We start from the raw sequence: 15,057 nt of genomic DNA on the forward strand, positions 1-15,057 counted from the left end.
GCAAGGTGAGAAGAATGACGCGACGACGCGGGATGCTGCGGGCTGTGCTGGGCGGAATGGCGGCGATCGCGATCGCCCTGGGAGGTGCGACAGCCGTCGTGGCGGCGGAAGATCCCGCGCCAACGGGTTCGATGTCCGGGACGGTGACGGCCGACGTCGGAGGAGCGGCGCTGGCGGGCATCCAGGTCTCCGCACAGCGAGATGGCGCGCTCGGCCGGTCCGACGCCGTCACCGATGCGACTGGCGGATATACGCTCACCGGCCTGGCCGACGGAACCTACCTGGTCCGCTTCTCTGCGCCGGACCGCAGCTTCGCCACGGAGTACTGGAACAACGCCAGCGACTCACTCGGCGCGCAGCGCGTCACGGTGACGAACGGGTCTGCGGCGACGGGCATCGACGCCGCGCTCGCCCCCGCGCCCTCGGCGTCTATCACCGGAACGGTCACCCGCGAGGACGACGGGACACCGGTTTCGGGCATCGCCGTCTCGGTGACCGGCCCCGGCACGGCCTGGGCATCGGGCTTCACCGATGCGTCCGGCACTTACACTCTCAACGCCCTCCCCGCCGGCTCGTACATCGTGAGGTTCCAGCCGGAGGGAACCGATCTGAAGCGCGAGTATTGGCAGAACGCCTTCGACTACTCCCAGGCGACCCCTGTCGTCCTCGCCGAGGGAGAAGCTGTCTCCGGCATCGATGCCTCCCTCGTGGCCGGGGGCGCGATCGCCGGCGTCGTCACGCGCGCCGATGACGGCGCGCCTCTCGCAAACGTCACGGTGAACGCGCTCGATGCGAACGGAGAGATCGTCGCCTTCGCGCGCACCAACCCTGCCGGCGCGTACGTTGTCGGCGGACTTCCTGCCGGTTCGTATCGCGTGCAGTTCGGCGCGCCCGCTCCCGGACTCGTCACGGAGTACTGGGAGAACGCGTACAGCTTCAACGCTGCGAAGGTCGTCGCCGTCGGTGAACTGCAGACGACCGCCGGGGTGGACGCGGCTCTTGACTCGGTCGGGTACATCAGCGGTTCGGTGACCAAGAGCGCAGACGGCTCTCGTGCACTCACCGCTATCACCGTCGCCGATGTGGAGGACAGCAGTCACGCATACTTCCTCGGCGTCGCGAACGACGGCACCTATCAGGTGGCCGTCGCGCCTGGCACCTATCGCGTGCACTTCGCGCCGTATGAGCCCGGTCTGCGAGCCGAGTACTGGGCCGACGCCTACACGGCGGGGACCGCGAACCCTGTCACGGTGACGTCCGGTGCGAACGTCGTCGGAATCGACGCGGAACTCGACGCGGCTGCCCTCGTGACCGGCACGGTCTCTCTCGACAGCAGTGAGGGGAGAGAGGTCATCGTCGAGGCCTGGTCCGGAAACGAGATCGTCGGCACGACCTTCGCTGATCTTCAGACCGGCGCGTATTCGCTCGCCCTTCCTGAAGGGTCGTTCATCCTGAAGGCCTCGGCCAACTTCTACAACGACAGCACAACGACCGCGCAGCCTCAGTTCTACGACGGCGTCGCCACGGCGGCGCAGGCGACTCCCGTCGTCGTGACCGTGGGCGCTCCCGTGTCGGGGATCGACTTCACCCTCGTCGCGGTCGCGAATCCTGAGCCGCAGCCGGGGCCCGCCCTCGCGCTCGGCGCAGGATCGATCCGCGCCGGGAATGACATCACCATCTCGGGCACGGGGTTCACGCCGGGAGCGACGATCGCATTCGAGCTGCACTCCGACCCGATCGCGCTCGGGACGCTGACTGCCGACGCGGACGGTGCACTTCAGGGCACGTTGCGTATTCCTGCGAACGTACCGGCCGGTGCGCACACCTTGGTGGCGCTGTCAGGCACGACGGTGATCTCCCGCACGGCGCTGACCGTCACCGCGGCAGCGGGGACGGGTGGTCAGGCCGGAGGAGCCGCGGCGGCACCGGGCGCAGGGCTGGCCACCACCGGTCTCGAGGCTCCGATCGCGATCGTGGTGATCGGCGTCGTCCTGGCCATGATGGGTGGGCTGCTCGTGCGGCGTCGCCGCGTCGAGAGCTGAGACTCAGCCGGGAACCGTCTCGATCACCGGTGATCCGAGAGCGGCACCACCGGCACTCGGACAGCGTGGAGGCGCGATGATTCGCGGGACGGGGCATTCCTTGTGAACGAGCAACGTGTGTCTGAATGGGTAGCACAAAGCGTGGCGAGGATCGACCCGGCGACACGTCTGTTCGTGGTCGACCACCTGGACGAGATCCTCGGCGAGACCCCCGATGGTGGGTTCGATATCCAAGCGAGCCTTGAGGTGTTGTCGTCGTGCGACCGGAGGCTGCCGTCGGGAATGGAAGCACGTCTCGCTCTTCCCTGGGGAGACAGCGTCACGCTGGAAACGGAGCTGCCGTCGCTGGACAGGGTTCCGGTTCTGGACCCGTACGAGCCGCCGTCCCTCTATGTTTTCTCCCGTGAATACTGGGCCATGCCGAACGACCGAGAAGAGCATCGGTGCCCGTATGACGGAAACCCGTGGGGAGATGCCTACGCGGTCGAGTATGTGTGCGGTCGTTCGCCTCGAGAGCGAGATCTCGATTGGGAGTTCACGAGAACGGTCTGGGTGCGCCCGAGAGAAACACCCTGAGCCTCGAGATCGAGAAGTGATCCGTCGCCATGGATCTCGGCGGCCAGGCTCAGGCACGGGCCCGAGGCGATGACCAGTCGGGCAACATCGTGTCAGTCGAGCAGCCGCTCGATCACTCGTGCCACACCGTCGTCGTCGTTCGAGGTGGTCGTCTCGTCGGCTGCGTCCTTCACCGGAGGTTCGGCGTCGGCCATCGCGACCCCGTGACCTGCCCAGCGGAGCATCTCGACGTCGTTGAGCGCATCGCCGAAGGCCACCACGTCGGCGCGGTCGATGCCGAGGTGGTCGCAGAGCCGGGCGAGGCCCGTCGCCTTGGTGACGCCCTCGGCCATGACCTCGACGAACGGGGCTCCGGAGAGCGTGGCCTCGAAGCCGGTGAGTCCGAGTGAGCGCACCACGTCGAACAGCGCGTCGGGCGCGAGCTCGGGGTGTCGGATCACGAACTTCAGGCTGGGAGCGGCGAGCACCTGCTCCAGAGGCACGCCGCCCATGGTCGCAGGGTCGCGTTTGTGGTCGGCGAGAGCGGCGATCGCGGCGTAGCCGTCTTGTGCCACGAACGTCTCGCCGGCGTCGCGCACGCTTGCGAACAGCAGGCCGGGGATGCTCGCGCGCAGAGCCTCGGCCAGCGTGCGGATCGTGTCAGCGGGAAGCTCTTCGGCGAACAGCATCCGCCCGTCGTCGAGGCGCACCGCGTACGCGCCGTTGCTGCACAGCGCCCAGCCGTCGAACCCGGCATCCGCCGCGATGGCCCGCAGCCCGATCGGCTGACGGGCGGTGACCGGCACGACGTGGATGCCACGGGCGCGCGCGGCGTCGAGAGCCGCGCGGGTGCGTGGGGTGACGGTCGATGTCGAATCGAGAAGGGTGCCGTCGAGATCGGTGGCGATCAGGCGCACACTCATGGGGTCGACATTCAGGAGAAGATCATCGGCATGTCGTCGTCGTCATCGGCGCCGCCGGTTCCGAGACGGCGGCTATCGAGGTCGACGACGACGGGAACGTGATCACTGGGCTGCTCGCCCTTGCGCTCGTCGCGGTGGATGGACGCGCCCTGCACGGCCTCGGCCAGCGTGCGCGAGCCGAGCACGAAGTCGATGCGCACGCCCTCGTTGCGCGGGAACTTCAGGCGCTGATAGTCCCAATAGGTGAAGCCTTCGGGGATCAGCGGGCGCACGACGTCGGTCACCCCGGCATCCTGGAACGCGAAGAACGCGTCGCGCTCCTGCGGAGAGACATGGGTGGACCGGCCGATCACGATGTCGGGATCGCCGTTGTCGACGTCGAACGGAATGATGTTGAAGTCGCCGACCAGGGCCAGCGGCAGGTCGGGGTTCGCCGACAGCTCGGCGGCCGTCGACTTCTTCAGCTGCTCCAACCAATGCAGCTTGTAGAGATAGTGCGGGTCTTCGAGGGAGCGGCCGTTGGGCACGTACAGGCTCCACACCCGAACCCCGTCGACCATCACGCCGAGCGCGCGGGCCTCGAGCGGAGCATCCGGCCCCTCATGCCCCTTCGCGAAGCCCGGCATGCCCTCGAACGACGTGCGCACATCGGTGACGGGCAGGCGGCTCGCGATCGCGACGCCGTTCCACTGATTCAGGCCGTGCACCTCGACGTGGTAGCCGGCCTCTTCGAACGGCCCGTAGGGGAACTGCTCGGGCTTGCACTTGATCTCCTGCATCGCCAGCACATCGATGTCTTCTCGGACGGCGAACTCGACGGTGCGGGTGACGCGGGCGCGGATGGAGTTGACGTTCCAGGTGGCCAAGCGCATGCCTCCAGCCTAGTTGCGAGATCCGACACACGAGCCCGCGCTGGGTCCGTCGCCCGCGACCTGTATGGCGGTCACCTGCATGACCGCCGGACGGATGCATGAGCCGCAAGGCCGGGAGTTCATGCATCCGGTCAAACCTCATGCCTCCGCGCAGTGCGTCCCAGGCTTCTACACTGGATGCCGTGACCGCACTCGACGCAGACCGCCAGACACTCCTCGACCTCATCAAGGACGAGGCGGTGTTCCACGGCGACTTCACCCTCTCCAGCGGCAAGAAGGCGACGTACTACGTCGACATGCGCAAGCTCACGCTGGACCACCGTGCCGCTCCCGCGATCGGCCGCATCATGCTCGACCTGATCGGCGACCTCGATGTCGTGGCCGTCGGCGGGCTCACGCTCGGCGCCGACCCGATCGCGAACTCGGTGCTGCACGCCTCGGTCGCTGCCGGCACTCCGCTCGACGCGTTCGTCGTGCGCAAGGAGCCGAAGGACCACGGCCGCGGCCGCCAGATCGAAGGCGCCGATGTCAAGGGCAAGCGCGTCGTCGTGCTCGAAGACACTTCGACCACCGGGCAGTCGGCGCTCAAGGCCGTCGAAGCCCTGCGCAAGGAAGGCGCCGAGATCGTCGCCGTCGCCGTGATCGTCGACCGCAAGACCGGTGCGCAGGCGGCGATCGAAGCCGAGGGCCTCGAGTGGCGCGCGGCCTTCGACCTCGACGATCTCGGACTCGACCCGCAGTGACCCGCTACGCCCTGGCCGTCGACGTCGGCGGCACCAAGATGGAGGCCGCGCTCGTCGCGGAGGACGGCGTGCTCGTCGAGGGCAGCCGGAGCCGGCAGGCGACCGGCCGCGAAGCGACACTCGCGTCGCTCGACGCCTCGGTGGTCGCGATCGTCGAACATGCTCTCGCGGCTCTGCCCGCGGACGCCCTGCTCGTCGGAGCGGGAGTCGGCAGCGCCGGCCCCATCGACCGCACCGCCGGCGCGATCATGCCCGTGAACATGCCTCTGGCGCGTGGTTTCAGGCTCGAGGAGTCGGTCCGTGCGGCGGCATCCACGGTCATGGGGAGCGACGTGCCCACCGTGCTCGGTCACGACGGTGGTGCACTCGCGCTCGCCGAGTCGTGGCTCGGGGCCACGCAGGGGGCCGGTGCCTCGCTGTCGATCGTCGTCTCGACGGGGGTCGGCGGGGGATTCGTTGCGAACGGCGCATATATTCCCGGCGCGACCGGCAATGCCGGCCACCTCGGTCAGGTGCGCCGCGAGGGCGGTCTGACGCTCGAGGAGATCGCCTCGGGGCCGGCGAGCGCAGCCTGGGCGCAGCGGCAGGGATGGACAGGCGCCACGGGTGAAGACCTCGCACGGGATGCGGCTGCCGGTGACCTCGTCGCGCGGGCGGCGATCGAACGTTCGGCGCGCGAGGTGGGAGAGGCTCTCGCGGATGCCGCCACCCTCGTCGACCTCGACGTGGTCGCCATCGGCGGCGGATTCTCGCGGGTGTCGGCGGACTACATCGACCTCGTGCAGCAGGCTCTGACCGGCAGCGCGGCGCATGAGTACTCGCGTCGCACCCGGGTCGTGCGCTCGGGGCTCGGTGACGAGGGGCCGCTCATCGGCGCCGCCGCCCTCGTGCTGCGGTAGGGAGGTCCGTCCGCACGCGCTGATCAGCCGCGCGCCGCGAGCAGATGTCGTGGTGGTCCTTCGAGGCGGGCGACGGAGATCTTGAGGTCGGTGACGTCGGCGGCCACAGCGTCGATGCGGGCACTGAGCTTCTCATCGACGGCGTCGATGCGAGCCGTCAGCTTCTCGTCGACGGCATCGATGCGTGCGCTGAGCTTCTCGTCGACGGCGTCGATGCGGTCGGTCAGCTTCTGCTCCACCGTGTCGAAGCGGTCGTCGACCCGGCGGACCATCCAGGCGCCGGCGGCGAAGAGGCTGGTGCCGAGGGTGAGCACGATGCCGATGGCGCTGAGGACGATCGTGAGGGTCTCGGTGGTCACGGTCTCATCCTCTTCCCGTGGTGAGCAGGTGTCGTGGGGGTCCTTCGAGGCGGGCGACGGAGATCTTGAGGTCGGTGACGTCGGCGGCCACAGCGTCGATGCGGGCACTGAGCTTCTCGTCGACCGCGTCGATCCTGTCGTCGATGCGGCGGACCATCCAGGTGCCGGCGGCGAAGAGGCCCGTGGTGATCGTCAGCGCGACGCCGATCGCGCTGAGGACGATCGTGAGGACCTCGGTGGACACGCGCGCTCTCCTTTACTGCCGATGGGTGTGCTGCGGATAGGTATGTCAGCGAGGTTACGCCGCAGTCGCCCCTGTGTGCGCCGGTATTCCAGCATCTGTGAAGAGGCTGCCGGCGCCGCGAGATGTGGAGAGGAGGTCAGTCCGCAGCAGGTGTCGGCCGGGGCGATCGTGCGGCGACCAGCACGAGCATCGGGACGAGCGCGCACAGGGCGGCGGACACGAGGAACGTCGTGCTCGATGCCGGGTCTCGACCGATCAGGAGGATCAGGGCGGGCACGAAGGTGCCGCCCACGGCTCCGCACGCGACGAGGGCGCCGGTCACCGCGGCGCTGCGAGCGGGGTCGAGGTGGTCGAGCGCGAGGCCCAGGATGAGCCCGTAGCTCGGGGCGAGGAGCACGACCACGGCGGCCAATGCGACGAGTGCCCCCGCGGGTGCGGACGCCACCAGCAGTCCTGCGACCGCCATCAGGATCGCGGCGGCGCCCGTGGCGGTGATGAGGATCGCGATCGGTGACACGGAGAGACGGCGCAGGGCCGCCGCGCCGAAGCGACCGACGGCCATCAGCGTCCAGAACGCCGAGGTCCCCAGCGCGGCGAGGCCTGGGTCGACCCCGAGGATCCGCTCGGGGATCACGGCCGACCAGCCGGAGAGCACGGTCTCGACGCCGACGTAGAGGGGGAGGGCGACGGCGAACGGCAGGAGCACGAGCAGCCCGCGGACGTCGCGGCGCGCGGGAGCCGCGGTGCGGGCATCCGGCGACACCGACCCCGTGAGCATCGCGATCGTGAGCAGCGGAACGATCGCCAGGATGCCGAGCGTCGCACGCACACCCGAGCCGGCGGCGACGATCAGCGGGGTGACGGCGGCGCAGACGGCCACCGTGCCGAGCAGTGCGCTGAGCAGACCCGTCGCGCTGCCGACCGACAGGGACTTCGCGGCGACCGACCCGGAGGCCTCGACCAACCCGAACCCGAACCCGGCGACGACAGCCGCGGCGATGAACACGGCGGGCGTGCCGGCCAGGGCCACGGCCACGATCGCGGCGGCCTGGAGGGCGCTGCCGAGCATCAACGCGGTGCGCGGAGGCCGGCGCATCAGGAGCGGACTCGACGCCAGCACCCCGACCAGGAGCCCGGCGAACAGCGCGGGCACGGCGGCGCTGAGGTCGGCCGCGATCGTCCGCTCGGCGGAGGGGAGGATGGCGGGAACGAACGCGGCCGTGACCCCGAGACCCGCGAAGGCGGTGAACAGTCCCGTCCGCGCGCGTAGGATCCCGTCGGTCACGCCCCCGCCGTCCGCACGCGGTGCACGGCGGCGAACGTGTCGCGCAGCGCCTCCATCGAGCGGTCGTAGTTCGACTGGGCGACGCCGATGAAGATGCAGTCGACGACCATGAGCTGGGCGATGCGGCTGCCCAGGGCGCCGGAGCGGAAGCCGGTCTCGCGGGCGGCCGTCGTCAGCACGATGTCGGCCTGATCGGCCAGCGGGGCGCCGGCATGGTTCGTGATCGCGATGGTGGTCGCCCCGGCCTGCCGGGCGAGGAGCAGGAACTCGATCGTGTCGGTGGTGGCGCCGGTGTGCGACACCGCGATCGCGACATTGCCGGGGCCGAGCGTCGCCGCCGAGGTCCATGCCGCGTGCGGGTCCGACCACTCCAGCGCCGTGCGTCCGATACGGGTGAGCTTGCGCTGCAGGTCGAGTCCGACGATGGAGCTCGCGCCCACACCGAAGATGTCGACCCTGGTCGACGAGGTGATGGCGTCGACCGAGGCCCGCAGCGAGTCGGTGTCGAGCACCTTGGCGGTGTCGGCGAGGGAGAGCGTCTCGGCGAGCGACACCTTCGCGACGATGTCGGTCAGGGTGTCGTTGCGGTCGATGTCGCCGGAGACGGCGGGGAGCGCGGCCGTGTCGAAGGTCTCGCGCTCGACGTCGCGCAGCACGTGGTTGCGCAGCTCGCGCACGTGCTCGTATCCGAGGCGTTTGCAGAACCGCACGACCGAGGTGGTCGAGGTGTCGCAGCGCTGGGCGAGCTCGGCGACGGAGAGGCCGGCGGTGCCCGCGGGGTCGGCGAGGAACAGATCGGCGATGCGCTGTTCACTCGGACGCAGTTCGGGGCGGAGCGCGCGCATGCGGACGAGGACGGGGTGTGCGCCGGCATCGTCGCGGGCGGCTTCATGAGGCATGGGATCTCCGATCGCTGTTCATAACAGTAGAGGAACTTCTGTTACATCTGTAGTGACCTTCGTGTACTTTTGGTACCAACCACGACCGACGACGTTCACGGGGCGGCAGGCAACAGCGCCTGACCCGACGCCACGGCGGCGCGTCACATTCAGGAGGATCCAGCAATGAGCACAGCACGCTGGGCGTCACTCGGCGCTCTCACGGCGACGGGCCTCGCCTTCGCCCTCGTCATCACCGGGTGTTCCGCACCCGCATCCGACCCGAAGCCCTCCGAGGGCGCGGCGGGCGGCGACCTCGTCATCGGCGTCACCAGCGACCCGGACACCCTGTTCCCCTGGAAGGCCACCCAGTTCCAGGCCGTCAATGTGCTGCAGAACCTGTACGGCACGCTGACCGAGTTCGACGAGGACCTCAACGTGGTCCCCGGCCTCGCCGAGTCGTGGGACGTCTCCGAAGACGGCCTCACCCTGACCTTCCACCTGCGCGAGGGCGTCACGTTCGCCGACGGGAGCACGTTCGGCTCCGAAGACGTGAAGTACTCGCTCGACGCGATCGCGGCCGAGGCCACCGCAGCCGTCGCGCGCAGCTCGCTCGCCTCCGTCACCGCGGTCGAGGCCACCGACGAGAAGACCGTCACCCTCACCCTCAGCGCTCCCGACGCCGCGCTCCCCGCGAACCTCGCCGTGATCAACATGGCGATGCTGTCCTCGGACGACACCGAAGAGGGGCTGAACACCACGCCGAACGGCACCGGTCCCTTCATCCTCGACGACCGCAAGGCGAGCCAGTCGATCACGCTCGCCAAGAACGAGGACTACTGGGGAGACACCGCGCTGCTCGACACGGTCGAGTTCCGCGTGATCCCCGACGAGTCGTCGATCGTCTCGGCGATGCAGTCCGGCAACGTGCAGCTGGCCGTGTTCGACGACCCGCTGGTCGCGCAGACCGCCGAGGGTGCCAATGTGGAGGTCGCCACGACCCCGCAGCTGAGCTACCACGCGCTGCAGCTGAACGCCACGCGCGGCGACCTCACCGACGTCAACGTGCGCCTCGCGATCCAGTGCGCGATCGACCGTCAGGAGGTGCTCGACACCGCTGCCCTCGGCGAGGGCGAGGTCACCGGCCCGATCACGTCGCCCGCGTACAAGTCGGACCCGGATGCCCGTCCGTGCCCCGAGCGCGACCTCGACAAGGCCGCCGAGTACCTGAAGAAGGCGGGCAAGGAAGACGGCGTCACCATCAAGACGATCGTCTCGCAGGGGGAGTACGCCACCTCGGTCAACGAGGCGCAGAACCTCAAGGCCCAGCTGGCGGACGCGAACATCACGCTCGACCTCGAGGTGCTCGAGTCCGGCGCGTTCGTCGACCGCTGGATCGCGGCCGACTTCGACGCGGCGGTCGCGCTCAACGGCGGTCGCCCCGACCCCGACGGCATGTACGGCCGGTATTTCACGAGCACCGGAAACCTGAACAAGGTCGCCGGCTACTCCTCGCCCGAGCTCGACGCACTGTTCGCCGAGGGCCGCCAGACGGCCGACCCGGACAAGCGGAAGGACATCTACGCGCAGGTCTCGGAGAACCTCGAGGACAACGCCGCGTGGATCTGGCTGTTCACGAGCTACACCTACACGGCGACCGCGTCGACCGTCGACGGCTTCGTCCCGATGGTGAACGGCTCGCTGCAGTACCTGCGGACCACCTCCATCAAGTAGCGGATCGAGGGGGCGCGGCCACCCCGCGCCCCCTCCCTCCCCGACGACAGGCACCCACACACGCGCATGTTCAGACAGCTCCTCCGCAACAGCGTGCTGCGACGCATCCTCGCAGCCCTCGGCACGCTCCTCGGCGTCGCCATCTTCGTCTTCCTGATGCTGCGCGCCATCCCCGGCGACCAGATCAGCTCCGGCCTCGGCACCGAGGCGGCCGCTCTCACGCCCTCGCAGCGCGCCGCCCTCGAGTCCTACTACGGCCTCGACCAGCCGCTCGTCGTGCAGTTCTTCTCGTGGCTGGGCAACATCTTCACCGGCAACCTCGGCTTCTCGTCCCGGGCGCAGACGAGCGTCCTCGACCTCACCGCCGCCGCCCTCCCCGTGACGTTCGAGCTGGCGATCTTCTCGATCGTGATCGCGCTGGCCATCGGCATCCCGCTCGGCATGCTCTCCGCCTCGAAGCCCGACTCGTTCCGCGACGGCGTCGGACAGGTCGTCGGCCTCGCCGGTCTCTCCATCCCCGCGTTCCTGCTCGGCACGGCACTCCTGGCGATCCTCGCCTCGTCGTTCGGCTTCAACCCGAACGGCCAGGCCTACGCCACGCTGTTCGAGGATCCGCTGCTGAACCTCCAGCAGATGCTGCTGCCCTCGATCGTGCTCGGCTTCGGCATCGCCGCACCGATCATGCGCACCACCCGCACGGCCGTGCTCGAGATCCGCTCCAACGACTTCATCCGCACCGCCAGGGCGAAGGGCGTCCCTCCGCGTCGCCTGCAGGTGCGCCACGTGCTCGGCAACGCTCTCGTGCCCATCGTCACGATGACCGGCCTGCAGTTCGGCTACCTCCTCGGCGGTGCCGTCGTGGTCGAGCAGATCTTCTCGCTCCCCGGCATCGGACGCCAGGTGCTGCTCGGCATCCAGCAGAAGGAGTACGCGCTCGTGCAGAGCACCGTGCTCGTGATCGCGCTCGCCTTCGTCATCGTCAACCTGCTCACCGACCTGCTGTACCGGGTCATCGATCCTCGGGTGCGTGCCGCATGACCGACATCTCTCAGACCCCGGCCCTCGCCCCCGGCGGCGGGCGCACCATGGAGCGCGTGCGTCTCCTGCTGCGCAGCCGCAGCGGACTCACCGGCCTCATCATCGTGGTCCTGCTCGCCGTGCTCAGCCTCGTCTCGGCGTTCGGCCTGCTGCCCTTCGACCCGCTCGCGCAGGACCCGCCGTCCCGCCTGCAGCCGCCGTCGGCCGTGCACTGGTTCGGCACCGATCAGTTCGGGCGCGACGTGTTCTCCCGCGTCGCCGCCGGCGTCGCCAACTCGGCGTTGATCTCGGTCGTCGCCGTGGCCTTTGCGACCGTGGTCGGCACCGTCTGCGGACTCATCGCCGGGTTCTACCGCGGCTTCTCCGACGGGGCGATCACCGCGGTCACGAACGTGCTGTTCGCCTTCCCACCGCTGCTGCTCGCGCTCTCGCTGGCTTCGGTGTTCGAGCGCAACTGGTTCACCATCGCCGTGGCCATCGCGATCGTCTACGTGCCGATCTTCATCCGCGTCACCCGCGGGCCCGTGCTGTCGCTGCGCGAGGTCGAGTACGTCAAGGCCGCCAAGAGCACCGGCCAGAGCCGCATGGCGACCATGTTCCGCCACGTGCTGCCGAACATCACGTCGATCATCATCGTGCAGGTCACGCTCTCGCTCTCGTGGGCTGTGCTCACCGAGGCCTCGCTGAGCTTCCTCGGACTCGGCACGCCGCCGCCCGCACCCTCGCTCGGTTCGATGATCTTCGAGGCGCGCACGCTCGTCACGATCGCCCCGTGGACCATGATCGCGCCCGGCGTGATCGTGGTGCTGCTCGTCGTCGGACTGAACCTGCTCGGCGACGGGCTGCGCGACAGCCTCGATCCCCGGAACAGAGGAAAGCGATGACCATGGAGGATCTCGGCGGACTGGCCACGGAGGCCAGCGATCCCCGCTATGCGGAGCTCGACCTCATGAGCGTCGCCGAACTCGCGCAGACCATGAACGAGGCGGATGCCACGGTGCCCGCCGCGGTGCAGCGCGCCCTCCCGCAGATCGTGCCCGCGATCGAGGCGACGGCCGATCGCATGGCGCAGGGCGGACGCCTGGTCTACGTCGGCGCGGGCACCCCCGGCCGCATCGGCGTGCTCGACGCCTCGGAGTGCCCGCCCACCTTCAGCACTCCGCCCGAGCTGGTGTTCGCGATCATGGCCGGAGGGCCGGGCGCGATCGTGAACCCCGTCGAGGGAGCAGAGGACGACGCGGAAGCGGGCGCAGCGGCCATCGATGCCGCGGGCATCGGTCCGCTCGACACCGTGATCGGGATCGCCTCGAGCGGACGCACGCCCTACGTGATCGCCGCCGTCCGTCGGGCGCGCGAACGCGGTGCCCTCAGCATCGGTCTCTCCTGCAACGTCGGGACCGCCCTGAGCGCGGCGGCGGAGCACGGGATCGAGGTCGAGGTCGGCCCCGAGGTGCTCTCCGGCTCCACGCGGCTCAAGTCGGGTACGGCCCAGAAGCTCGTGCTCAACATGTTCTCGACCATCTCGATGGTGCGGAACGGCAAGGCCTACGGCAACCTGATGGTGGACGTGAAGGCCACCAACCACAAGCTCCGCGAGCGGGCGATCCGAATGGTGCAGACCATCGCGGATGTCGATCGGGGCGCGGCGAAGGCGGCACTGGAGGCGACCTCATACGACGTGAAGCTCGCGTCGATCATGATCCGCCGCGGCGAGGACCTCGCTGCGGCCACCGCACGACTGGACGCGGCCGACGGTCGGCTGCGCACTGCACTGGAGGAGAACAGATGCGCGTCCTCGGACTGATCTCCGGCACCTCGCACGACGGGATCGATGCCGCCGTCGTCGACTTCACGACCAGTGGCGGCTTCACTGCCCACGGCGTGGATCTGCACGGCACGGTGCTCGCGGCGACGAGCGTGCCCTACGCCCCCGAGCTGCGGGCGCGCCTGATCGCTGCGCTGCCACCGGCGCAGACCACGCTCGCCGAGGTGGCGGAGCTCGACACCCTCATCGGGCAGGCGTTCGCCGCGGTCGCGGCCGACATCGCGGCAGAGGTCGGTGGTGTCGATGCCGTGTGCTCGCACGGGCAGACCGTCTACCACTGGGTCGACGGCGCGCACGCGCTGGGCACCCTGCAGATCGGGCAGCCGGCCTGGATCGCCGAGAAGGTCGGCGCCCCCGTGGTCTCCGACATCCGCATCCGCGACATCACGGTCGGCGGCCACGGCGCCCCGCTGGTGTCGTTCCTCGACGAGCTGCTGCTGCGTTCGCGCGCCGGGGTCTCTGCAGCCCTCAACCTGGGCGGCATCTCGAACATGACCGTGGTGCGGCAGGACGGCCTGGTCGCGTACGACATCGGCCCCGCGAACGCACTGGTCGACGCGGTCATCGTCGAGCACGACCTCAACCCGCTCGGCTACGACGACGACGCCGCGATCGCCCGCACCGGTCAGGTCGACGAGGCGCTGCTGGCTGCTCTGCTCGACGACCCGTACTACGCTCTCACCCCGCCCAAGAGCACGGGCAAGGAGCACTTCCACCTCGGCTACGTGCACGAGCACCTCGCCGCGCAGAACCGGGAGATCCCGGTCGCCGATGTGGTGCGCACCCTCACCGAGCTCACGGTCCGCACGGTCGCGCGGGACGTGGAGGCCGCCGGCATCGGGTTCCTCGCCGTGTCGGGCGGCGGATGCCGCAACCCGCTGATCCTCGACGGACTGCGCGCCGCGCTGCCGGACACCGAGGTCGTGCTGGCCGACGAGCTGGGCGCCGCGGCCGACAGCAAGGAGGCGATCCTCCTCGCTCTCATCGGCTGGTCCACGATGCACGGCGTCCCCGCGATCGTCCCCGGCGGCACCGGAGCGCGCGAGCCGCGCATCCTCGGCACCATCACGCCCGGTGTCGGACCGCTGCAGATGCCCGAACCCGTCGCCTCCATCGACTCCCTCGTGCTCACGGAGGCCGCGGCATCGTGAGCCTCCAGGTGCGCCCCGCCACCCCGGACGACCTGTCCGGGGTGCTCGAGGTGTTCCTCGCGTGCTGGCGGGAGAGCTACCGGGGTGTTCTCCCCGACGCGGGGATCGACGCGATGACCGATGAGCGTGCCGAGGCCCTGTGGCGCCGGGTGCTCGCCGAACCGGTCGGCGTCGTGCTCGTGGCCGTCCGCGACGGCGGGATCGTCGGGATCACCCGGTACGCCGCGACCACTGCCGACGACGGGCGGATCGACGGGGCCGTGCACTCCCTGTACGTCTCGTCACGCGCCCATGGCGGTGGGATCGGCGGTGCGCTACTGGCGCAGGCGACCGCAGACCTGCGGGACGCCGGCGCCGAGGCCGCAACGCTGTGGGTGTTCGCGGCGAACGCGCCGTCGATCGGCTTCTACGAGGCGAAGGGCTGGCACCCCGACGGCGCCACCCGCACGCAGCCGGAGTTCGGTGAGCCCGAACAGCGCATGCGCAAGGAGTGGGCATGAGCGGAGTCC

At 69.6% G+C, this 15,057-nt stretch carries 16 protein-coding genes; 10 read left to right on the plus strand and 6 right to left on the minus strand.

Going from position 1 to position 15,057, the window contains the following annotated elements:
• Window positions 1-14: 14 nt before the first annotated feature.
• Entirely contained in the window at window positions 15-2,042 is a 2,028-nt protein-coding gene (locus ACLFA2_RS10785) for an MSCRAMM family protein (RefSeq protein ID WP_426621279.1), read from the plus strand.
• 141 nt (window positions 2,043-2,183) lie between these two features.
• The gene (locus ACLFA2_RS10790; RefSeq protein ID WP_021198213.1) at window positions 2,184-2,618 is read left to right on the plus strand and encodes a hypothetical protein; all 435 of its coding nucleotides are present in this window, start codon (window positions 2,184-2,186) and stop codon (window positions 2,616-2,618) included.
• Between the two features lie 92 nt (window positions 2,619-2,710).
• Here ACLFA2_RS10790 and ACLFA2_RS10795 read toward each other — a convergent pair whose 3' ends face one another.
• Both ACLFA2_RS10795 and ACLFA2_RS10800 read right to left on the minus strand, forming a co-directional pair.
• Window positions 2,711-3,520: a Cof-type HAD-IIB family hydrolase gene (locus ACLFA2_RS10795; RefSeq protein WP_426621280.1), complete on the minus strand. Its 810-nt coding sequence runs from the start codon at window positions 3,518-3,520 to the stop codon at window positions 2,711-2,713.
• Window positions 3,521-3,531: 11 nt separating this feature from the next.
• The gene (locus ACLFA2_RS10800) at window positions 3,532-4,392 is read right to left on the minus strand and encodes an exodeoxyribonuclease III (protein ID WP_426621281.1); all 861 of its coding nucleotides are present in this window, start codon (window positions 4,390-4,392) and stop codon (window positions 3,532-3,534) included.
• Window positions 4,393-4,574: 182 nt separating this feature from the next.
• On the opposite strand from ACLFA2_RS10800, the gene pyrE reads away from it, so the two are divergent.
• Both pyrE and ACLFA2_RS10810 read left to right on the plus strand, forming a co-directional pair.
• Window positions 4,575-5,135, plus strand: coding sequence for an orotate phosphoribosyltransferase (pyrE, locus tag ACLFA2_RS10805; protein ID WP_021198216.1), 561 nt, complete (start codon window positions 4,575-4,577; stop codon window positions 5,133-5,135).
• A complete protein-coding gene (locus ACLFA2_RS10810; protein ID WP_426621282.1) occupies window positions 5,132-6,034 on the plus strand; it encodes an ROK family protein in 903 nt (300 codons plus the stop codon). The genes pyrE and ACLFA2_RS10810 overlap by 4 nt, the downstream gene beginning before the upstream one ends.
• A gap of 23 nt (window positions 6,035-6,057) precedes the next feature.
• Here ACLFA2_RS10810 and ACLFA2_RS10815 read toward each other — a convergent pair whose 3' ends face one another.
• From ACLFA2_RS10815 to ACLFA2_RS10830, 4 genes are all read right to left on the minus strand, one after another.
• Window positions 6,058-6,393, minus strand: coding sequence for a hypothetical protein (locus tag ACLFA2_RS10815; protein ID WP_021198218.1), 336 nt, complete (start codon window positions 6,391-6,393; stop codon window positions 6,058-6,060).
• Between the two features lie 4 nt (window positions 6,394-6,397).
• On the minus strand, window positions 6,398-6,637 hold the full coding sequence (locus ACLFA2_RS10820) for a hypothetical protein (protein ID WP_426621283.1): 240 nt from the start codon (window positions 6,635-6,637) through the stop codon (window positions 6,398-6,400).
• A gap of 136 nt (window positions 6,638-6,773) precedes the next feature.
• Complete coding sequence (locus tag ACLFA2_RS10825) at window positions 6,774-7,922, minus strand: MFS transporter (RefSeq protein WP_426621284.1); 1,149 nt, start codon at window positions 7,920-7,922, stop codon at window positions 6,774-6,776.
• Window positions 7,919-8,821 carry a MurR/RpiR family transcriptional regulator gene (locus ACLFA2_RS10830; RefSeq protein WP_029259436.1) on the minus strand — a complete coding sequence of 301 codons (903 nt, stop codon included), beginning with the start codon at window positions 8,819-8,821 and terminating at the stop codon, window positions 7,919-7,921. The genes ACLFA2_RS10825 and ACLFA2_RS10830 overlap by 4 nt, the downstream gene beginning before the upstream one ends.
• A gap of 165 nt (window positions 8,822-8,986) precedes the next feature.
• Here ACLFA2_RS10830 and ACLFA2_RS10835 point away from each other — a divergent pair, with 165 nt between their 5' ends.
• From ACLFA2_RS10835 to ACLFA2_RS10860, 6 genes are all read left to right on the plus strand, one after another.
• Entirely contained in the window at window positions 8,987-10,534 is a 1,548-nt protein-coding gene (locus ACLFA2_RS10835; protein ID WP_021198222.1) for an ABC transporter substrate-binding protein, read from the plus strand.
• Between the two features lie 66 nt (window positions 10,535-10,600).
• On the plus strand, window positions 10,601-11,572 hold the full coding sequence (locus ACLFA2_RS10840; RefSeq protein ID WP_021198223.1) for an ABC transporter permease: 972 nt from the start codon (window positions 10,601-10,603) through the stop codon (window positions 11,570-11,572).
• Window positions 11,569-12,456: an ABC transporter permease gene (locus ACLFA2_RS10845; protein WP_021198224.1), complete on the plus strand. Its 888-nt coding sequence runs from the start codon at window positions 11,569-11,571 to the stop codon at window positions 12,454-12,456. Before ACLFA2_RS10840 ends, ACLFA2_RS10845 begins: the two co-directional genes overlap by 4 nt.
• A complete protein-coding gene (murQ, locus tag ACLFA2_RS10850) occupies window positions 12,453-13,376 on the plus strand; it encodes an N-acetylmuramic acid 6-phosphate etherase (RefSeq protein ID WP_426621285.1) in 924 nt (307 codons plus the stop codon). Before ACLFA2_RS10845 ends, murQ begins: the two co-directional genes overlap by 4 nt.
• The gene (locus ACLFA2_RS10855) at window positions 13,358-14,548 is read left to right on the plus strand and encodes an anhydro-N-acetylmuramic acid kinase (protein WP_029259438.1); all 1,191 of its coding nucleotides are present in this window, start codon (window positions 13,358-13,360) and stop codon (window positions 14,546-14,548) included. Before murQ ends, ACLFA2_RS10855 begins: the two co-directional genes overlap by 19 nt.
• The gene (locus tag ACLFA2_RS10860; protein ID WP_426621286.1) at window positions 14,545-15,048 is read left to right on the plus strand and encodes an N-acetyltransferase family protein; all 504 of its coding nucleotides are present in this window, start codon (window positions 14,545-14,547) and stop codon (window positions 15,046-15,048) included. Before ACLFA2_RS10855 ends, ACLFA2_RS10860 begins: the two co-directional genes overlap by 4 nt.
• Window positions 15,049-15,057: the final 9 nt, after the last annotated feature.

This window comes from Microbacterium sp. As-52 (assembly GCF_049949185.1).
Classification (GTDB): domain Bacteria; phylum Actinomycetota; class Actinomycetes; order Actinomycetales; family Microbacteriaceae; genus Microbacterium; species Microbacterium maritypicum_A.